The 20,693-nt window shown below is 66.1% G+C and carries 13 protein-coding genes and 4 pseudogenes; 6 read left to right on the top strand and 11 right to left on the bottom strand.

The annotated features are described in order from the left end of the window. Positions 1-21: 21 nt before the first annotated feature. On the bottom strand, positions 22-660 hold the full coding sequence (locus ABEB28_RS04370) for a tyrosine-type recombinase/integrase (protein WP_345726724.1): 639 nt from the start codon (positions 658-660) through the stop codon (positions 22-24). Between the two features lie 11 nt (positions 661-671). Between ABEB28_RS04370 and ABEB28_RS04365 the strand changes: the two genes are divergently transcribed. Together ABEB28_RS04365 and ABEB28_RS04360 are read left to right on the top strand one after the other, a co-directional pair. Beyond that, complete coding sequence (locus tag ABEB28_RS04365) at positions 672-827, top strand: hypothetical protein (RefSeq protein WP_345726645.1); 156 nt, start codon at positions 672-674, stop codon at positions 825-827. Positions 828-1,401: 574 nt separating this feature from the next. After that, positions 1,402-2,130 (top strand): hypothetical protein, encoded by a 729-nt coding sequence (locus ABEB28_RS04360; protein WP_345726644.1) that lies wholly within the window; start codon positions 1,402-1,404, stop codon positions 2,128-2,130. Between the two features lie 1,222 nt (positions 2,131-3,352). Here the strand turns inward: ABEB28_RS04360 and ABEB28_RS04355 are convergent. The 4 genes and pseudogenes from ABEB28_RS04355 to ABEB28_RS04335 form a co-directional block, all read right to left on the bottom strand. Beyond that, positions 3,353-5,485: a tetratricopeptide repeat protein gene (locus ABEB28_RS04355; protein ID WP_345726643.1), complete on the bottom strand. Its 2,133-nt coding sequence runs from the start codon at positions 5,483-5,485 to the stop codon at positions 3,353-3,355. Between the two features lie 1,591 nt (positions 5,486-7,076). Further along, positions 7,077-7,878: pseudogene (locus ABEB28_RS43040) on the bottom strand (IS701 family transposase); the annotation flags it as partial. A gap of 63 nt (positions 7,879-7,941) precedes the next feature. Then, positions 7,942-8,748 (bottom strand): SAM-dependent methyltransferase, encoded by an 807-nt coding sequence (locus ABEB28_RS04340; protein ID WP_345726641.1) that lies wholly within the window; start codon positions 8,746-8,748, stop codon positions 7,942-7,944. Positions 8,749-8,826: 78 nt separating this feature from the next. After that, positions 8,827-10,515: a ribonuclease J gene (locus ABEB28_RS04335; protein WP_345726640.1), complete on the bottom strand. Its 1,689-nt coding sequence runs from the start codon at positions 10,513-10,515 to the stop codon at positions 8,827-8,829. Positions 10,516-10,643: 128 nt separating this feature from the next. Here ABEB28_RS04335 and ABEB28_RS04330 point away from each other — a divergent pair, with 128 nt between their 5' ends. Then, positions 10,644-10,838, top strand: a complete 195-nt coding sequence (locus ABEB28_RS04330) for a DUF952 domain-containing protein (RefSeq protein WP_345726639.1) — start codon at positions 10,644-10,646, stop codon at positions 10,836-10,838. 160 nt (positions 10,839-10,998) lie between these two features. On the opposite strand, the gene ABEB28_RS04325 is transcribed toward ABEB28_RS04330, so the two are convergent. From ABEB28_RS04325 to ABEB28_RS04300, 6 genes and pseudogenes are all read right to left on the bottom strand, one after another. Beyond that, positions 10,999-11,238 (bottom strand): transposase, encoded by a 240-nt coding sequence (locus tag ABEB28_RS04325; RefSeq protein ID WP_376980618.1) that lies wholly within the window; start codon positions 11,236-11,238, stop codon positions 10,999-11,001. 1,518 nt (positions 11,239-12,756) lie between these two features. Next, a pseudogene (locus ABEB28_RS04320) lies at positions 12,757-14,263 on the bottom strand (ISL3 family transposase). A gap of 185 nt (positions 14,264-14,448) precedes the next feature. Next, positions 14,449-14,946 carry a recombinase zinc beta ribbon domain-containing protein gene (locus ABEB28_RS43035; RefSeq protein WP_376980630.1) on the bottom strand — a complete coding sequence of 166 codons (498 nt, stop codon included), beginning with the start codon at positions 14,944-14,946 and terminating at the stop codon, positions 14,449-14,451. Next, positions 14,924-15,019 (bottom strand): annotated as a pseudogene (locus ABEB28_RS43030) (recombinase family protein); the annotation flags it as partial. The gene ABEB28_RS43035 and the pseudogene ABEB28_RS43030, both read right to left, overlap by 23 nt. Positions 15,020-15,249: 230 nt before the next feature. Continuing rightward, positions 15,250-15,783: pseudogene (locus tag ABEB28_RS43025) on the bottom strand (recombinase family protein); the annotation flags it as partial. 140 nt (positions 15,784-15,923) lie between these two features. Beyond that, positions 15,924-16,850 carry an AraC family transcriptional regulator gene (locus ABEB28_RS04300; protein WP_345726637.1) on the bottom strand — a complete coding sequence of 309 codons (927 nt, stop codon included), beginning with the start codon at positions 16,848-16,850 and terminating at the stop codon, positions 15,924-15,926. Positions 16,851-17,285: 435 nt separating this feature from the next. Between ABEB28_RS04300 and ABEB28_RS04295 the strand changes: the two genes are divergently transcribed. The 3 genes from ABEB28_RS04295 to ABEB28_RS04285 all read left to right on the top strand — a co-directional run bounded on the left by ABEB28_RS04295 (position 17,286) and on the right by ABEB28_RS04285 (position 20,610). Continuing rightward, positions 17,286-18,416 carry a glycosyl hydrolase 53 family protein gene (locus ABEB28_RS04295; protein WP_345726636.1) on the top strand — a complete coding sequence of 377 codons (1,131 nt, stop codon included), beginning with the start codon at positions 17,286-17,288 and terminating at the stop codon, positions 18,414-18,416. Positions 18,417-18,902: 486 nt separating this feature from the next. Next, complete coding sequence (locus ABEB28_RS04290) at positions 18,903-20,288, top strand: ABC transporter substrate-binding protein (RefSeq protein ID WP_345726635.1); 1,386 nt, start codon at positions 18,903-18,905, stop codon at positions 20,286-20,288. 109 nt (positions 20,289-20,397) lie between these two features. Beyond that, a complete protein-coding gene (locus ABEB28_RS04285; protein WP_345726634.1) occupies positions 20,398-20,610 on the top strand; it encodes a flavin reductase family protein in 213 nt (70 codons plus the stop codon). Positions 20,611-20,693 lie beyond the last annotated feature (83 nt).

Here is a 20,693-nt window from a genome sequence, read left to right as displayed (position 1 = left end):
CGAGTCGACCAAGAAGTCCCGCTAAGGTACGGGCTCCGATCGAATCTCCACCGGCATCATCCAGGAGAGACCATCCGATTGGCCTATCTCGGCGGGGTTTGATCGAAAACGGTTTGAACGAAGTTTCAGCGGCCACCCATACAGCGTTCGGATTTTCATCAACACAACCCATGGTCGATTATGGTTCGGCCTGCCAACCCACGGCGGCGCCTGACCGTTCCTGGCTCGGGCCGCTGGCAGCATGCACTCTCGTCGGCAGCGTCGCGCGCGGGCGTTACGTTCCCGACGCCATGTAGGCGGCGAGGATGTAGTTGGGTGCCGGTCGAGGTTCTTGCGGGCTCGGTCGTAGCGCATCGTCGTTCGTGGATCGGCGTGGCGGGCGGCGAATTGGATGTCGCGGAGGCTGACGCCGGCGTCGAGCATCGTGGTGACGAGGGTGTGGCGGAGCACGTGCGGGTGCGTCCGGGGCATCCGGATTCCGGCGGTCGTCGCGAGAGGCTTGAGCCGACGGGTCGCGGCGTGCCGATCCATCGGGCCACCGCGAGTGTTGCGCAGGATAGGCCTGGCGGTGCGTTCGTCGACGGCACGGTCGAGCGCGCGTCCAACAGCGGGTGGGAGTGGTACGAGGACGACCTTGCCTTCTTTGCTGCGGACGCGCAGGACGCGGTGGCGTGTTCTTCGCCGAGGTCGGCGATGTCGGCTTGAGTGGCTTCGAAGATCCGGAAGCCGAGGGGGCCGAGCACGGCGATCAGCGCGAAGTCGTTGAGGTTCGCCGAGCGCCTGGCGGTCTTGAGCAGCGCCTCGAACTGCAGGTGACCGAGCCCTAAGGTCGGTGATTCGGGTGGAACGAGCGGCCGGCAGACGTAGTCGGCTGGCGAGTGGGCCAGGACTTGATGACGCAGACGCGGTAGAAGCCGACCACGACCAACAGGCGCCGGGACACCGTGGACGGTTGGAAGCAGCGGACGTCTTGGAGCCAGCGGATGGAGCGCTCGATGTCCGCGCGGACGGCAGCCGCGGTGAAGCTCGACTGTGCCTAGCCCGGGCCTGCCCGTCGCCTTATCAGCTCGCGGATTGCATCTTGATCATGCCGGCGCAGGGGGCCGCTCGCGGGGTCGAGAATGCTCGCCTCGGCACCGGCGAGCGGATCGTCCCCCTTTTAGTCGGAAGGAACAGCGAGCCGAGGCACCACCGACACAGCACCTACACACGGGCACCTGCGGAGGAATCGCATTTAAACGGAATTGTTCACTTAGGCTTACCAATCCAGCTGTCCGTCAATGAGGTACACGTTCGAACTATCCGTTCCATAGACGTGCTGTGGCGGCGCGATTGCAGCGAGCCGTTGCGATCACGCGTAGCATGCGCTGGCACGATACTGGTGGGAGGGGGCGAACTACTGTGCTTGACCTTCTGAAGGACCGCTGGCAACGGCTTCTCGATGTCTGGTCGTGGTTTTTTGACCACGGCGCAGTACGCCAATTCTTGGGCGCTATCATTTTGGCTGGTATTGCCATGAGCCTCTGGCGGGCGTACGGCAGGATGAAAGTGGCTAGGTTCAACTCCATTAGTCAAGAACGGCGAGTACAAATTGTTTCAGGCGTTCTGTCCGCCCTATTGGGGAGGCGGTCGCCTGCGACTATTACTGATTTAGAAGACACGACGGGCAAAAATGCGGCCGTACTTAAACATATCCTCGGACAGCTCGTTGAGCGCGGATATGTGACCGAGAGAAATACGCCCCATGGAAAGGGCTACTGGCTGACTGCTATCGGTAAATCCGCATATGATCGATACCACGCAGGCAATGCCCAGATTTTCACCGGCGATTTCTTCCAGGTAGGGGATAACTCCACGGTTGTAAACCGAAGTTCGGTCGACGCCTCTTTCAACCCGACTGCCGCGGATCCTGCCGCACCGGTCGCCTTAGTCTCACTCTCGTTCGAGGTTCGGAATTCTGGCAACCTTCAGGCCCAGGATCTTATGGATAGGCTGCTGTCAGAGCTGAACCGTACGCCACCACGTCTGCACGTATTGCGGAGCTATTTGAGTGCGCTCGCAGAGGCGCACCCTGGCATATCGCCTTTGCTCTTGTCCGAGGTCTGGCGCGACCTTCAGCGAATGCGCTAACGTCAGTGCCTGGGATGAGCTTTTAAGATGAAATGGCGGAAATGATTGTTTGCGTAGCTGCGACTAGGCTAGCTGCTGCGGGAACGAGGCGTATGATTTCGTCAACGGCAGCCCTAACGCGATAGGGCTTCGGGCTCGAAGTGTCGAGTTCCGTCAAGAGGCATTGAAAGGCTTCGTGACCGGCGTCACTCTTACTTTGTAATACAGCCTCGTGAATCACGTTGAGAGCATCTTGGACTTCGGCTCTTTGAGTCACGGTTGCGGCATTGTAAGAGTTGGATACGGAGCTGCGATTGATGATAGATGCGCCGTCGCCTGCCGTGATATTGTCGCCCATCATGTGCCCCTTCGTTCGATCGTGAAGACCGCGCATTTGGGAAGTCGCGCAAGGCTCTCGGTTCAGCTTAGACGCTCAGCGCCATCCGATCGCGAGCCCGAGCGTCATAGCACCCCGCGAGAGCTCCGACGGCCTCGTCGGCCGGGGGCAGAGTTCGACGGGTGTCACCGTCCACGGATCAATGAGATCGATGCCGGCTTGGTTCGTCTTGATGCCATTGGAGGTCGCCCACCGCGGCAAGCAGCCAGCGGTGCCGCGGGAACTGCCGCTAGTGCTGTAGAGACTGCCGGTTTCCACCCGGACGGTGTAGTGGTCGGAATCGGTAGCAGCGGACGCCCAAGCAAGCTGGCCGCGCGGCGGTGCGGCGCAGCCGTGCCTGGTTTCTGCGCTGTTCAGGAGGAACGCTCGCGCCTGCGGGGCGCGGCTAACCTGTCTCCCTGAGCCGGCGGCGCGCTGAGCTGGAGGCGGCATGCGTGTACGAACGGACACATATCAGTGCATCGCCGGACGCCGGCGTGCTCGATGGTTCGCAAACTCGTGACGCAGCGGATCGGGGGCAGCCACATGGCTTCACTCGCCGGCCGCGATCGACGACGAGGTGATCTGGTCGGCGATCGGCTTCTTGTGCGGAATCGACCTTGAGTCCGGACTGGATCCACGACGACGATCAGCTGCGCCAGCGGCGACTGGAGTTCCGCCGCCGCTGCGCGGCGTCGCCCAGAGCCGAGAACTGACCTGACAGGGCCAGCCCTCGGAGGTAACTGAGTGGGTCCGGACAGGAGGAAAAGTCGCGGTGTAGCTGGTTCGCTTCGCCGGTATCAAGCGGCTAGGCAAGAATTCGAGTCTGGTCGACAATTTCGACTGGCTTTCCAGCAAGCTGTCGGTCTACGACTCACTGTTACCAACAGATCGCATGGCGCCGCGAAGACGCTCCATGCAGACACTCCACGTCCGGACGTCGGGATGGTCTGGTCCCAGCAGTCTGCTCAGCGCCGGAAAAACGTCATCTAGCAGACGCGACGCTTCGGTGAGACGGCCGACATCAGCATACGACAAGGCAAGATTGGCGAGGGCGCGCCTCGTGTCATTGTGGCGAAGCCCAAGTACGCGTTCGCGGTCTCTGGCGACTCGTTCGCCTAAATCGATCGCATTCGAGGTATAGCCCGCCTCTCGGTACGTGCTAGCGAGGTTGACTCGTGCGCGTAGCGTGTCCGGATGGTCAGCGCCGAGGATCCGTTCGCGACTCGACACGACCGCTGTGCCTAAACTAATCGCCTCGCCAAATCTTTCAGCGTCCCGATAGGAAACCGCGAGGTTGCTACGTGCGCGAAGTGTCTCCGAGGCTTCGACGCCAAGTTCGCGTTCCCGTTCCGAGAGGATCTCCTCACGGATGGTAATGGCCTCGGCGTTGCGGTCCGCTTGCCGGTAAGACACGGCGAGTTCGCCGAGCGCGGTCCGGACGCGATGGTGGCGACGCCCGAGGCCACGCGTCAGGTTCTCGACGATCCGTTCTCCAAGGACGACCGCGTCGGCTGTTCGCCCTACACGACGATAGGAGACCGCAAGATTGATTTGAGTACGCAGGGTGGCCGGATCATCAGGACCGAGGATGCGTTCGCGGTCGAAAGCGAGCTGCTCTTCAAGAGTGATGGAGTCGCTGGCACGACCAGCATGGCGGTACGAAACCGCCAGTTCGGCGCGCGCGCTGAGCGTGCGAGGATCGTCCGAGCCGAAAATTCGGTCGCGGTCAGTCGCGATCCGCTCCCCGAGGAGGACGGCCTCCGATGTGTGCCCTGCGCGGCGGTAGGAGATCGCCAGGTTAATGCCAGCGTCTAACGAATCCGGGTGGTCGGCACCAAGTAGACGAGAGGCGGTAGTGGCGAGTGTCGCCCATTGTTGAACAGCGATGTTGTATAGGCCAGCGTCGAGAAGGCTACGGCCGGCTTTTTGAAGGACGGGGGGCATGTGACCGGAGAGCCATAGAAGGTCACCCGACTGACTCGACCGGCGGTTGACAATACCGGTATTTGCACGAAGGACGGCTACCAAGTCACCGTTGATATGGGTTTGCTCTGGCCAAAGCTCAACCAACGAGTCAGCTGCAGCACCGATCACGTCGAGAGCTACAGCTTGACCGGACTCCCACGCAGCGCGGGTCGTCAGGGCGTGAACTCTGACGGATTCCGGGGCTGCCTTCTCATTGACGGTGGCTAGCCCGAATCGATCGAGTATCAGCAATGCTCGTCGAGCGTCGTAGGGAGTGACTGGGCGCGACCCGTCGTGGTGTTCAGCGACTGCCTTGTCGGAACTTCTGTGCGCCCCCAGATACGAGCAGAACGCTCGTGTCGTCCACAGTTGCTCGGGATGACCGTTGGGGTCGAGCACCGAAACCAGGGCCATTGCAGGGCGGGCAAGTCCTACCGGGTCGTGGGAGTCCGCGGCCTCGAGAGAAAGCAGAAGTGCGGTGCTGATCGAGCGCCGCTGCCCCCGCGGAGAGCGTCCATGCCCATCGGGGTCACCGGTCATCAACTGGTCCAGTGTATGAGCTTCCGCGAGGAACAATTCTAGATAGCGGCTTGTGGTGGTCCGCTGGGCGATCAGGTACGCGGCCATGTGAGAAAGCGCTAGGGGTAGATAGCCAAGTTCCGCGACGAGTTCGGCGACCTTGTCATCGATCAGATTCGACTGGCCTGCATCGGCCAGGCGTTGACTCAGATAGTTCAGTGATTCGTGAATCTCGTAGACGTCGACGGGGATGATCTTTCTTCCCTGACCCGACAGAAGCGCGTCTCGGCTGCGCGTAGTGGCCAAGACCCAACCGGTGCCGACATGGCTGACCGGCCACCAGTCCAAGACCATGTCAGGGTCAGCAAGGTCATCCAAGACGACTAGCCAGCTGTGCTCGGTCGTACTCGCCCAGTCGAGGAAGGCGTTCGCGTCGGCTTCGGCGTCGGCAACTTGACCGGTAACATTTGGTGCCTCTACAGCGATCGCTGCACGAGCAAGAGCCGTGACCAACCCGTCAGAGGTCAGGGCGTCAGCCCAGACGACTAGGTCGACACCATCCCGGATGGCTTCCTGAGCATAGGCCGCAGCTAACTGAGTCTTCCCGACCCCACCACCACCGGTAAGAACTTGGGTCAGAACTACGCCCGACGCAGAGGCTCGTGCAGACGCAACGCGATCCCGGACCCCAGAACGGTCTTGGAATGCGCTGGCTAGGGCGGGTACGCGGCCGACTCGCACCGGCCACGCAGGTCCGGCCGGAGCAGCGTGTTGGTGGTATTGAATTGATATGTCACCGTGTTGGATGCCCGTGATCGCAATGCCGCCGTCGCTCGCGATGGCGTCTCCCGAATGCGTAACTCTGGCGCCATCATGCGGTCCCGGATCCCTCGCTAGGGACTCGCCCTTGGGTAGGCCTGGGGAGTTCACGGTCGAGGACGGCGTCGAATACCGGAGATCGCGGTGGAACCGCTACCCCGCGCTTCTGCATCGCCGGAGTCACTAACCTGGGCCGGTCGGGAGTCTGCCTCGCCGAGATCTAGACCAGAGATTGCCTCGCCCCCACCGGTCGCGGTCGCACGGCCCGTGCCGCGCGCAACATCCAATTCCGATGGTTCCGGTGAATCGACGGCGGCCGATGACGGCGCTTTGGGAGTCGGCAACAAGTATGGGGCCAGCAAAGCGACTACGGCGACCACAAGGCCGAGACAACTAGCCAATTTGTCGGCTTCGTCCAGTCCGACATGGAGCATATAGGCCCCTAGTCCAGTGAGGATGGACAGCGCTGTCAGTCGTCCTGCCCATAGCCAAACTCGACTCCGAGGAGGTAAAGCCACCGAGACCCCTTCCCGATCGCGCGATCGCGGCGCATGGGTGAGCGGCATGGCGCTGTCACGCCGCCGTTTCTCCCCGACGACACTAGCCGAACTCGGCGGCATCCCCGTCGACTAACAGCCATCGCGTCCGCGGCTGCGGGGGTTGTTTTCCTACTTTCTCTAATGAGTCTTATAGGCGCGGAATGGTCCAGGCTGTGCTCATGACGCAAGCGCCGACCGCATCGGCATGATAGATCGCCTCCATGCTGGCTGATTGCTCTGGGCAGAACATCCGATCATCGGCAAGAGCGGACGTTGGTGCGCATCCGGGTGACAACGGCTGGTCCGGCCGTGGGTCGTGTTCGATGCGCCTGTTGGCGGAGCTCTGGGGCCCTCGGAAATGGCCAGCTTCGCCAGACGGTGAAGGGGTTGCGGAGGGCGCTCGACCGTGCAATAAAGAGGTCATGGATACCTGCTTAATGCAGGTATGCACGCCGTGGGGGTTCAAGTCCCCCTCGGACACAGGAAGCCCCACGAGGGATCGTTAGAGCAGGTCAGCGGTGGTGCGTTGAGTGATCCGCACCGTGGGGACCTCCTCCGTTCGGTTGATCTTGCTCGGCCCGGCGACCTCGGGGCGGATCTCGTATGCGATCCGGTGTCGCCGCCGCCCAGACGGTGGACTGCCTGGCTGTTGAGCGGGACCTTGAGTTCCTGCCACTCTCCGTCGCTGAAGCCCCACCACCGCCCGTGGTCGCCCCGCGAAGACTCCACGAATACTGGACGCCGTGTTCGTCGCGGGGCAGGCGGTGTCCGGCCGGGCGGGCCCGCGCGAACACGAACTCTGAGGCCAGCACGCCTCGGGAGCCTTCGCGGCAGGCGATCGGCAGTACGCCCTCGCGGCCTGCGGTCAGGACATGCGTGGCCAGGCCGCGGGCTGGGGCGGGGTAGCGCGGGACCGTCGGTGGTCGCCCTCCCGATGGGGCGGCGATCACCGGGACCGCGTCGGTCGGCTGCACAAGAGCGTCGCCCTTGACTTGCAGGATCAGCGGTCAGCACCGGGGGGCGCAGGCCCTGATCGGCCAGGGTGTCTAGCATCTCGATCACCAGCATCCACTTCGGCCGGTGGCCCGCCGTATCGGGGATGGCGCACCGGTCCCGCCGGGCCCCGGACGGCGGCCGCGGTGTCGGTGACCGCGTGGACACTGACCCCGACCTGGCAGTTACCAACCTTCCCCAGCGTGCCGGAGTACTGCCGAGCCACTCCGGGTGAACCCGTCCCGTCCTTCGGGAAACCGGTGTCTTCGACCACCCATGCCAGCGGATCGATCAGCGCGACCGCCCGCGCCGCGAGCCGGGTCCCCACCACCCCGGCGTCCCACGTCGAGGACGTCACGAACTGCTGCAACCCCTGATGATTGACCCCCAGACGACCGCCATCGGCTGCATCGACTTCCGCCGCCCATCCAGCAGCAGCCCACGCAGATACGTCTGCCCCTTCAACCGCTGATCTGTACGCGCCAACGGCGCGAACACCTCCACGCCGAACGACTCCAGCCGTTCCCGCACCGCATCAAGCTCCTCGGGAGTCACCGAGGAAGGAAGCTACCCGACCAGCCGCCAACCACCCCGACACTCCGACCTAACGAAGTACTACTAGGGGACGCGGGCGACGGCGCCGTAGGCGGAGATCTCCCAGGCCTCGGGCAGCGGCAGATCGGCGGTGTCATCGCGCCGCCACTCGCTGAGCACGACGACGCCAGGGTCGACCAGCTCCAGGCCGTCGAAGAACCGCGTGAACTCCGCCCGTTCGCGGCACTGACCGTCGTCCTTTACCGCCGACTCCAGCGCGGCGCGCTTCGTCGCGGGCAGGTAGTCCCAGGTGTTGTGGCTGATCGCGAGATAGGAGCCGGACGGAAGCGCGCCGACGAGCCGCCGCACGATCCCGTGCGGATCCTGCGCGTCGTGGAAGAAGTGCAGGACCGCGATCAGGCTCAGCGCTACGGGCTGGGTGAAGTCGAGGGTGGCAGCGACCTCGTCGCTGTTCAGGATGGCGTCCGGATCGGCGAGATCGGCGTCGAGGTACGCGGTACGCCCCAGCGGGCCGCTGGTCAGCAACGCCCGCGCGTGCGCCAGCACGATCGGGTCGTTGTCGACGTAGAGGACTCGGCTATCCGGAGCGATGTCCTGCACGACCTCGTGCAGGTTCGGGGAGGTCGGGATTCCGGTGCCGATATCCAGGAACTGCCGGATACCGGCCTCGCGCGCGAGGTAGGCCACCACCCGGCGCATGAACCACCGGTTCTCCCGCGCCCACGTCGGAACCAGCGGCGCCAACCGGGCGATGGCATCCGCGGACCGCCGATCCGCAGCGAAGTTGTCCTTCCCGCCCAGCCAGTAGTCGTACCGGCGAGCAGGGTGCGCTGTCGACGTGTCGATGAGCCGCTGAGCGTCCTCTGGCACGTCCCTGCTCCTCGATCGGTCGGCCGTGGCTGCCGATCGTACTGACGCCCGCACGAGACCGATCCCTCGACGTGGAAGTCAGGCGTCGATCACCACCGGAATGACCAGCGGGTTGCTGCGGAGGGCGCGATGAGCCCAGCGGCCGACGGCCCGGCCGATCAGCCGTTCGAGTTGCCGAGGATCACCGACGCCGTCTTCGGCCGCCGCGGCCAGTGCCTTCTCGATCGCCGGGATCACGGCGTCGAAGCTGGTCGCGTCGTGGATGAAGCCGCGGGCGAGGAAGTCCGGTGGCTCGGTCAGCCGGCCGCTCTCGGTGTCGACGATGGCGATGACCGTGATCACGCCTTCCTCGGCGAGCGTCCGACGATCGCGGAGCAGAGCTTCGGTGGCCCCACCGACGGTCTCCCCGTCGACGTAGACGTAGCCCGCGGTGACCTTGCCGGTGATCTGTGCGCGTCCGGCCACCAGATCGACCACGAGACCGTCCTCGGCGACGACGACGCGGTCCTCCGGGACGCCGGTGGCGATGGCCAGATCGGCGTTGGCCCGCAGGTGGCGCCATTCACCGTGAACGGGCATGACGTTGCGTGGCTTGATGATGTTGTAACAGTAAACTAGTTCGCCGGCGCTGGCGTGCCCGGAGACGTGGACCCGGGCGTTGCCTTTGTGTACGACGGTCGCGCCCCACCGGGTCAGCCCGTTGATCACCCGGTAGATGGCGTTCTCGTTGCCGGGGATCAGCGAACTGGCAAGCAGTACGGTGTCTCCCGGGCCGATCCGCACCTGGTGGTGATCGCGGTTGGCCATCCGGGACAGCGCGGCCATCGGTTCGCCTTGCGAGCCGGTACAGACCAGCACGATGTGCTCGTCCGGCAGCTCTGCCAGCTGCTTGGGATCGACGATCAGCCCGTCCGGGACCTTCAGGTAGCCGAGGTCGCGGGCGATTCCCATGTTGCGCACCATCGATCGGCCGACGAACGCGACCTTCCGGCCATGCGCGGCCGCCGCGTCGAGTACCTGCTGGATGCGGTGCACGTGGCTGGCGAAGCTCGACACAATGATCCGCCGCGGGGCGGTCCGGAAGACGGTCTCGATCGCCGGAATCAGGTCGCGTTCGGAGATCGTGAAGCCGGGAACCTCCGCGTTGGTGGAGTCGATGAGCAGCAGATCGACGCCCTCCTGCCCCAGCCGGCCGAACCCTGGCAGGTCGGTGAGCCGCCCGTCCAGCGGGAACTGATCCATCTTGAAGTCCCCGGTGTGCAGCACCATGCCCGCCGGAGTGCGGATCGCGACCGCCAAGCTGTCCGGGATCGAGTGATTCACCGCGAGGAACTCGCAGTTGAACGGCCCGAGCTGTTCGCGCTGGCCCTCGCGCACCTCGGTGGTCACCGGCGTGATGCGGTGCTCGACGAGCTTGGCCTTGATGAACGCCAAGGTCAGCGTCGAGGCCACCAGCGGGATGTCAGGCCGCTCACGGAGCAGGTAGGGCACCGCGCCGATGTGATCCTCGTGGCCGTGGGTGAGGACGATGGCCACCACGTCGTCGAGGCGGTGCCGGATGGAGGTGAAGTCCGGCAGGATGACGTCGATCCCCGGGTGGTGCTCCTCCGGAAACAGCACCCCGCAGTCGACGACGAGTAGCTTCCGGCCGAACTCGAACACGGTCATGTTGCGCCCCACTTCGCCGAGCCCCCCGAGCGCGGTGACGCGGAGTCCCTTTTCCGGCAGCGGGGCGGGCGCAGCGAGGTTGAGGTGCGGATGGCTCATACCAGCACGTTAACCGGGCTCTCGGCGGCCGGTTCAGCCAGTCGGGAGGGCCCGTTCCGGGCGCGACCATCTCGGAGACCGTCCGTCCCGCAGCGGTATAAGCGTGCGCTTAGCGTTGCGCCCGGCGCGTGTTTCCGGCGGAGGCCGCGCTGGTCGTGGTCGTCGCGCTCGATGAACAGAGACTGGACGACGTGCGGTGGGAGCCAGCCCTCAACGGCGGACCCTTTCCGCATGTCTACGGCAGCTTGCCCTGGACCGCGGTTGTTGGCGTCTACCCGGTCGACGGCGCTGCCTACATCGACGACGCACTGCCGACCGAATAGCAACCTGCATCCGCACGCGGCATGAGAGCAAGTTTCAGCGCGCGGCCAACAAGGTGTCCTTTTCATCGGTCGGCGCCGCCGATGTAGGCTCACCATCAACTCCCCCAGTCAATGCGGCACGGAAAGACCCGGAGCCGGGCACCGGGTGCGGCGAGTTCTGTCACGAGCGGGTAGAGCCTTTTCCCGGCAGCTGCGCCTGCGACAAGTACGCCGCGGCCCGTCGGAGGACTTCGTTTTCCTGCTCCAGCAGCCGGTTGCGGCGCCGCAGCTCACGCAGCTCCGCGGCCTGATCGGTGGTGACGCCGGGCTTCACGCCGTCCTCGACGTCGGCCTGACGCATCCACTTCGACAGCGTCATCTCATGGACCCCGAAGTCCCGCACGGCCTGCGCCAGCGTCACACCTGGACCCCGATTCCGGGCGACCCGGACCACGTCCTCACGGAACTCACGCGGATACGGCTTCGGTACAGCAACATCCTTCCAGCCCGGCCGACGGCCAAGCGATCTCACATGTCATAGATCCGTGCAGCAGCCCCATCGCCGAGCCGAAGAACTCCGGGGACAGGGTCACGACCGAGGGCATCAGCATGGCCTTGACGCTGCGGGTCCTCTGACCACCACAGGTCGTAGCTGCTGGCCACGTTGAGCCGCCGGCCGGCTTGGCCGCTCGCGTCGCCTCCAGCGGATCGTCGGCGTGGCCAGGAACAGCCGTTCCATCTGCTTCTTCAACCGTGTGAGGTTCGCCCGGTAGCTCGGAGAGAGCGATCATGGCCAGCGAACCGTGACGAGAGCTCGGTGGCAGTACCACAGAAGTACCCGGACGAGCTGCGCGAGCGCGCGGTGAGGCTCTACTCGGAGTTCGATTCAGCGACATGAGGGTGCCGAACGTGTGTTGGCAGCTAGCCAACCTGGGAGCACAAGCCATCGAGCATGATCGATGACGTGAGCCCCACCTGGTCGGCGGCGAGCGCCCGGATCCGCTGGATCACGGGCGGCCAGGATCGCCGATGCCGGTATTCCACCGAGGAGCGCGGCGGCTTACGAACACATCCACTCCGTCATGACCCTCCGGGCCTCCAGCCAGGGCGCTGATGCTCGCTCGTTCGGCCTCGAGATGCGTCGTCGTGAACGACGCGTCACGTCCAGCTCGCACCAACGCGCGAGCTGCCGACAGCGGGCCTTGCAGCCGAGGGTGGGTTCAGATTTTCGGGTGTTCCCGCTGTTCGCGGCAGCGATGTCTTCCGCACGGCGGAATCGGAATGTCGGAGTCTGTCAGTTCTGTCGTTTTGACAAGCGTCCGGCTCCCCGGTGAGCTGCGCAGCAGCAGCTCAAAGGCCTGTCGCTCCATCTGGGAGCGGTCTGCCTACCTGGAGGACGTTGTGGCTGCTGGTACTGCTCCGGACCTGGGGCTCCATCCCGACGCCATGGTTCGTACTCATCGTCGTCCTGGTTGTCGTCGCGCTCGTGTGCCGCCGATGGCCCCACTGGGCGGTACCGCTCACCGTCGCGTTCGCTGCCGGTGGCCTAGTGGCGGTCCTCTTTGTTCTAGTCCGAGGCGGCTCGGGCGAGCGCGGAGCCTGCTGCCGAGCGGTCGCTGATCCATGTCAGCCGGCAACCGCCAGCTCAACGCGGCATTGAACCGCATGGCGATGACCCAGGCACATTGGCACCCACCGGCCAAAGCGCTAATGCAGCGGCGCAAGGCCGGCGACGACAGCGGCCTCGAAGCGCTCCGCGCCCTGAAGCGACGCCTCTCCGACGTCGTCTACGCAGCGTTACGGACAGACCTCACCGTCAGGCTCCCTACCGCCGTCGTTTGACAGAGGAGCTAGAGACAGTCCCCCGCCGGGCGACGCCCCGCATGTCGGGACTGTCTTTCTAACGGTTCTGGCGCAAAGTCGGTGGTTCGGCTGGTCGTCAGGCCAGCAGGATCCGTTGGCGGAGGAGCGGGAATCCGGCGCGTCCGAACATCTGTCGTTTGAGTAGCTTGACCTTGTTGTTCGCGCCTTCGATCGGCCCGTTGCTGTGGGCCAGCGTCAGACCGGCGATCACTGCCGGAAGGTCGTTGCGTAGCCCGTCGACGTAGCGGTGCAGGGCGGGCAGGTCGTCGGCCAGGACGGCGGTCATCCACGCTTGGAGGTCGCGTCCGCGCCGCTGGGCGAGGATTGCCGCGAACTCGCGGATCCGCGCCGCGAGGGCGGTCATCTGTGGGCAAGCGCCGGTCAGCTCATCGAGATGGCGCTTGCGGTGGTCGGGCAGATCGCCGGGCCGGGTGAGCAACCATCCGACCAACCGCCGCGGTGAAGGCGGTGTCTTCTCGGGGTCGGCCCGGCCTTGCTTGAGATAGCGGACGAGCAGGTTGGCGCTGCCGGGATAGCCCAGCTCCCGGATCTCGGCGAGTAAATGCGTGACCGGCACGCCGGGCTGTTCGGCGAGCCGTTTGCGCAGGTGATCCCGGTAGGGATCAACCATCGTTCGGCGATACTGCGGCGGTCGGGCCAGCGCGTCGGCGGCCTGGACGCGGGCATAGCGTTTGACGGTGTTGAGGCCCCACCCGAGCCGGCGAGCGCATTCCAGCAGCCCAACGCCCTCCTGGAGGAGAGCGTGAACAGCGGTGTGTCGTTCCCGGGTGCGTTTCTCACGGGCGGTCGTCACGCGGTCGGGCCCGTCGTGCCAGCAGGCGCTATGAGCGACGACGGCTTTCCCGGCAGCGACGGCCAGGCCGTGCCAGAGATGCCAGCGGTCGCTGACCTGGATCGCGTCCGGGGCGCCGTCGCGGATCGCTTCGGCATACGTGCTCGAGCCGTCCCGGCACACGATTCGCGTTCCGGGATGTTCGCGCAGCCAGTCGGCCAGGGTGGCCGCGGTCCGGTCGGGCAGGACGTCGATCCGGGCGTGGGTAACCGCGTCGATCAGCAACGTCGCGTACTGGTGACGCGGCGCAACGCGAAGTCGTCCACGCTGAGCACCGCCGGAACCGACCGGTTCGGGACGGGCAGGGCATCAGGTCGCGCAGCACTGTCGAGCGCGATATCTGGACGCCGAACCGGGCGAGCACGGCGGCACCAGCACGGCCGGCGAGCGTGATCGCGATCGAAGCCGCCAAGGCGGTGACCGCCTGGGTCCGGCGCGCGAACCGTGCCGCCACCTGAGGAATCTGCTCTCGGAACGTCCTGCGTGAACAGACGCTGTTCACGCAGGCCAGCCGCCGGATCCGCAGCTCCACCACCACGCCACGCCCACCGACGGGAAGATTAGTTAGACGCCGTCGGTGATACGCATGCACGCGCCCGGTGGCGTGACCACAGACCGGGCACGCCACGTCGTTAGCCGCAGTTCGCGCCTGAACGAGGATCCCGTCGTCCCGCTCCACGACCTCGTCGATCACCAGCGCGGACAGATGCGGAAACAGCACCTTCAGCAGGTCAGCGGCGCACCAGACTCACCTTGCCGCACGGGCAATCTCCACATGCGACCGGCATCGGACCGCCGACTTGCGCCAGAACCGAAAAACGGACACTCCCGCGTAAGGTGCAACTCGATCCTCGGACACGTCAGAACCCCACGGCGTTTGCGCTGGTCAGAGGACCGCGCAGACGCCGTTCGTGTTCAAGGGCGCAGAACGACCCGCCCGGGACTGCAGATGATCACCATTCCGGCGTCTCGCACTCTTTGAGCCAACTGCTTGGGTTCGGCATCGCCTCCGTGAGGGCGGATCGCGGCGAGGATGTGGTCCTCACGTTGGTAGACGGCGATGGGGCGATCGCCGGCGGGCCAGGCGCTGGTGCGGCCGTGCCGGCAGCGGTATGCGGCGCGGTGATGAGCCCAGTAGGGTTCCATCCGTCGGCCGCAGACTTGGCAGCGCACCAGTCCGGTGAGCAGGTAACGACGGCGGGTGTCGCGAGCGGGGCCGGGTGACGCGGCGATGTTCTGGACGGCGAGGAACTCCGCCTCGGAGACCAGCGGCTTGTGAGCGGCTTTGCGGGAGACGACCCAGTCCGCACGGTCGTTGCGGCGCCGTTGGCCGTGCCCGGGGGGAGTGGTCGGTGGTCTCGCGGTTCCAGACCTGGCGGCCGGTGTAGCGGGGGTTGGCCAGGATGCAGGCAACGGTCCGGACGGTCCATCGGCGTGCTCGCCGGTGGCGGTTTCGTTCCGGGTCGGCGCCGGAGGGGCACGGCACGCCGCATCGTTGATTTCACGCGCGATGCTGGCAACGCTGCGCCCGGTCAGCCGCTGGGCGAAGATCCACCGCACGCGCCGCGCGGACTCTGGGGCGGGCTCGAGTCGACGGAGACGCCGTCCCCATCGGGCGTGCGCGAGGTTCGGGTGCGGGCCGGCGTCGGCGAGCCGGTAGCCGTAGAGTGGGCGGCCGCCTTGATAGCGGCCCTGTTCGACGACTTGGGTGCGCATCGCGGCGGAGACCCGGAACCGGGAGCGTTGGGCTTCGCGGGTGGCTTGGGAGCCGAGCAGCAGCATCAATGCCTGGTGCGCCGGATCGGTCCGATTGACGGGGCCGTGGAACTCCGGCAGCCACAGCTGGACTCCATGGCCGGCGAATACCGGCAGGAGATCGCGCAGCTGCTGACCGCAGAAGGCTCGCTCGTACTCACCGACGACGACCGCGTCGAACTGCCGGTTCTGGTCTGCTGCGGCGTCCAGGAGCGCGGCGGCTTCCGGGCGGCTCGTCCAGGAACGGCGGCGGGAGCAGCCGACGTCGATGAACTCCGCGGTGATCCGTCCGTGGCCGGTGCTCAGATCGGTGGCCACCTGCCGCTGCCAGCCGGTCGAAGACTCCGGGTCTGCAACTCTCTTGTGGACATGCGCGCGTAGAACGCGAATCGCAGGCCGCCGCCGTCCTCGGGCTGAGCACGGCTGGACCGGACTGTGCTGCAGCCACGCGCCGAGCGGACGTCTGCCATGGTCGATCGGGTGAGGCGTAGGCACTACGGGATGTGCTCCTCTGGCGGGGCGACAGGCAGAGACCGTAGGTGAAGAGTGGAGACAGGTGCTGCCGTCTTCTTGGGGCCACCGAGAAGGATGCGCTACGCCCCAACACGCTCAGTCCCGCGACACGCCGGAAAGATTCAGTCGACGAGCAGGGGGCGGAGTTTGGCGGCCATCGCTCCAGCATCTGCCCGGAATCGGCGTCGGTACTCGGTGGCGTTGAGCCCGAGGTGCGCGCGGAAGCGCCTGGCGAAGTAGTTGGGATCCGACCAGCCGACAGTTCGGCCGATCTCGGTGACCGGTAGGTCCGTGGTGAGCAGTAACGTGGCAGCGGCTTCCGCGCGCTGTCGCGCCAGGTAAGCCATCGGTGGCATGCCGACGGCCGATCTGAACAGCCGCACCAGGGAACCGGGCGCGAGATGAAGGTCGCGGGCGAGGTCGTCGAGTCGCCATGGGTAGGCGAGCCGCTGTTCGAGCAATCGCATGGCGGCCACGACGGTCGGATGTGCCGACGCTCCGGTCCCGGACGAACCGGCGTCCTGCTCGACCGCACGCGCGAGCTCGTTGAGGAAGAGACACAAGCGGCCGACGACGGCACCTCGGTGCCGTGTCAGAGGCTTGGCGTGCAGTTCGGCGAGCGCGTCCAGGTGTGGTCGGCTGTTCTCGAGGGCTCCCTCGTCGAAGCGGGCTGCCAGCATGCCGTGTCGTCCGCGTGTTTGAGGGCCGGTCCACAGGAGGTGACCCAGCAGCGGATCCTCCCGCGTCCAGGCCAGCTCCCTGTGCAGCAGGTCGGGACTGAAACAGCAGTTGAACAGCACCAGACGACGGCAGTCCCGGTACTCGTGCCATACACCGGGGCGCAACAGGACCGCATCGCCGCGCGAAAGCGGCTGCGCACCTGCCAGCGAGTGGTGGGTCCCCACGCCGTCGAGCACCAGCGCGACCTCGAGGAAACTGTGCGAGTGAACGGGGTAGCCCAGCTCGTGACGGTGCTGACCGGCGTACACGAGTGAGCCCTGCGTGAAGTGGACGAGTCCGTCAGTGTCTTCGACGGGCTGCGCGGTCATCCCGCCACCATAGCCAAAGCAACGGGACTGTTAATTCCGTGCTACATGCTGTCAACTTCGGTCTATTAGTCGGGCGACGGCGGGCGGAACATCCTCTGCACAGCGAGACGCCGGCCCTCACTCGGTGAGCTCCACACCCCAGCCGCAGGCGCGAAGTGTCTCTGCCACGCATGCGTGGCGAGTCTGCGGTGCGTCGGGTCGGTGCACGGCGTGCTCGCGCTCCTGAACCGCGACGAAGGGTTCGAGATCGTGGACAAACCAACCGCTATGAATCGACGCAGCTTCCTGGCCGCCTCGACGGCACTCGGAATCGCCGCCGGTGTCGGAGGGCTTTCCCCGTCCGCCGCGCAGGCCGCGCCGCATCCGGCCGGGAGAACGCGATCCTTTCGCACGGCCCTGTCTGTCAGTCCGTTCACCGAGGCCATGCTGCGAACGGTGTCGTTCACGGATGGACGCCGCGTCGCGCGCACCGTCGACCAGATGCAACAACTATTCGTGGCCCACGGCTCGACCGAAGTGTTCGCGCGCATCGCGACTCGGCGCAGCGCGGCGTCCGGCGACGCTGAGCACGGATTCGCCCGCGGGCTCGAGCGAGCGCGTCTCGCGCGGCGCTTGCGCCTACCGTTCAACCCGGAGCTCGGTCTCTGGGCGGTCTACGGCGACATCGCCTACCAGCCGGAGCCCGACTTCAGGGACTATCCGGGACTCGGCCCGGCTGCACCGTGGACGTCGCTCACGATCGATCAGATGCTTCCGGTGCTCCGTCGCTACGGTGCCGTGGTGGCCACGCAGGTTCTCTCCACGGGGGCGACAGTCAACGTCTGGGACCTGGGCAACGAGATCGAGTTCGGCATGGCCGGCGTCGCGATCCGGGGCGCGGTTACCGAGGCCGACGGGTGGACCTATGCGCCTCCGAACGCGGTGGACCCGGCGATCGGTCAGATGGACTTCGGCGCGCTGCTTGCGATGACCGAGCCGGACCGGATCGCGTGGCTGCGTGCGCATCTCTGGCCGCACCTAGGTCGGATGCTCGCGGCGACCGCGGCCGGCATCCGATCGGTGCACCGCACGGCGAAGTTCAGCGCCCATACCAGCACGATCGCCGCGGGGTCGCCGACCTTGTCGTCGGCGTTCTGGTCGGCGATGCGGACGGCTGGCTTTCTGCCGGACGAGTTGGGCACCTCGTTCTATCCGACCAGCTACGACTACGGCGACCGCATGGCGACCTTCAAGACGCTGGCTACCACTCTGCGCACGACGTTCGGCAAGCCGGTGTTCGTCGCCGAGTCCGGTTACCCGTCGGCCACCATGTCCCCGCCCTACGCGTGGAACAGCCCTCTGCCGGGTTACCCGATCTCGCCCCAGGGCGAAGCGAACTTCTTTCGGGACCTGGTCGCCTGGGGCGCCGGCAGCGGCCCTCTCTCGGGTGTGCGTCCGTGGGCGCCCGACTACTGCGTCGGTGGCTGGCAACCGATGAGCTTCTTCACGGTGTCGGGTGCTACCGCAACGGCCGAACCAGTGTTGGACGCCATCACGGCCGGCCTGAAAGCCGTCCCGGCCAGCTGACCGGTCCGTCCCGCCTGCGGCAGGAGGCGGGGGTGCGCCGGAGTCGCAGGTCGCGGCTCCGGCGCACCTCCGCGCGGAGACGGCGAGTGTGCGGCGCTCGGGAGCGCTCGGGTGGCGATGACCGCGGTCGTACGGAATTGACCGACGTGTCGGCGCGACCACGATCTCGGAGCGCTGGGACGGTTGGACCGCCGATCGGGCTTCCAGACCGCCCAGATGAACTGTTCAGCCACTACAGGCTGGGCTCGGTCGGCGACTGGCTCTACGGCGGCGTCGCCGGAACCGAGCAGGCGCCAGACTCGGTCGACTACCAGGCGCTCATGCTGCGCCCCACCGTTGGTGGCGCTTCACCTGGGCCAGCGCGAGCTAGGAAACGATCCGCGGCCGGGTCGCCTGCGGGTGGCGCCTCGACGGCGACCAGGTCGTCGACGCCGAAATTCCCCGGCGCCACCGCCAAGCCTTGTTCCCGCCGCGGACCCCACCTCCATGCGCGACGAGACCGGCGCATGCGTGCCGGCGGACCCACGCTGCGGCTCGGGTCTGGCTCCTACCCCTTCGCCGCGCCGCACTCCGATAGCCAACCCCACCAGGAGGTCATTGATGTTCCGAAAGCGATTGTTCGCCTCTGCTGCGGCCATGGGAGTCGCGCTCACCGTATTCACCACGGCGTGCTCAGGCGGAACCAACGCCACCGACGGCGGCGGCGAAACGCTGCGGATCGCCTCGGTCGCCAGCGAGCGAGCCGGCACCGAGGCGCTGATCGCCGCGTTCAAGAAGACCCACCCGGACGTGGAGTTCACGACGTCCTACGCTGATACCGACCAGTACCAGGGCACGCTCCGCACGCAGTTGGCCAGCGGCACCGCCCCGGACGTGTTCTTCGCCTGGCCCGGCAACGGCAACCCTGGCGCGATCGAGGTGCTCGCGCCTAGCGGCTATTTGGAGGATCTCTCCGACCGCGCTTGGGTCAAGGACATCCCGAGCGGCATCAAGCCGGTCACCCAGGTGGGCGGGAAGACCTATGTCGTCCCGGAGACATTCGCCGGTATTGGCGCGCTTTACAACAAGAAGACCATGCGAGAAATCGGTGCCACCGAGCCGAAGACCTGGTCGGAGATGCTGAAGTTCTGCGACATAGCCAAGTCGAAGGGCAAGGTCGCGTTCGCGCTCGGTAACCAGACCAACTGGGTCACCCAGCTCGCCGACTATGCATTGGCCGCGACGCTGGTTTATGGGAAGACTCCGGACTTCGCCGACCGGATGCGCGACGGCAAGGTCACGTTCGCCGGTTCGGAGTGGGAGACCGCGCTGAACAAGTACTTGGAGATGAACGAGCGCGGCTGCTTCTCGGCCAACCCGCTCGGCACGTCGGTGGAGAACTCGATCTCGCAAGTCGCCAGCGGCAAGGCGGTCGGCACGATCCAGGTCACCGCGACGTTCAACCAGCTGCAGTCCGAGGCGCCCAGCGGGACCGAGTTCGGCATGTTCGCGGTGCCCGCTACTGACAACGCGGCCGACACCCGGATGCCCGGCGCCGCCGGCGGTTCGTACGCGGTGAACGCGAAGGCGAAAGACAAGAAGCTCGCGTTGGAGTTCATCGACTTCTTGGGAACTGCAGAGGCGATTAACGCGTACGCTCAGGCAACCGGCAGCCTGCCAGCGATCCCCAACGACCAGTTCAAGTCCAATCCGGCGCTTCAGCCGCTGGTCGACGCGCAGAAGGTCGGCCAGACGGTGCCGTTCATGGACCAACTCTGGCCCAACCCCAAGGTGCAGAACGTGCACTTCGCAGCTATCCAGGACATGTTCGCCGGTAAGGCCACGCCGGATCAGGTACTGACCCGGATGGACGAGGCGTACAAGGCTGGCTGACCGGCGGTCGACACAGGCGGGACGGCGCCCGGAGGGCGCCGTCCCGCCGACGACTCCCGTTCGCCGAGCTGGTCGGGCGCCCCCGGCGCAGTGTCCCGGTGACCGGGAGGTGACCTCGATATCGCTGCGATCCCGCTCGCAGCATGCGTTCGTGCTGGGCGGGGCGATCGCCTGGGTGGACTGCGACATCCACGCCGTCCACGACGGCGGCGACCACCACATCGTCGTCGGGGCCGTGCGCGAGCTCGCGGTTACCCGCGATCATCCGCCGCTGCTGTTCTTCCGCGGTGCCTACGGCGGACCGGGCGCCGACCCGGCGTGAGGTCGACCGCACTCGTCGGACTGGACACCTTGGACCATGGGCACACCTCGCACGCACCGCTGAGCCCGGCAGGCTCGACGCGT

This window comes from Cryptosporangium minutisporangium (genome assembly GCF_039536245.1).
In the GTDB taxonomy this organism is placed as follows: domain Bacteria; phylum Actinomycetota; class Actinomycetes; order Mycobacteriales; family Cryptosporangiaceae; genus Cryptosporangium; species Cryptosporangium minutisporangium.
The sequence above is the reverse complement of the archived record's forward strand: the minus strand, read 5'-3'. Positions and strand labels throughout refer to the sequence as shown.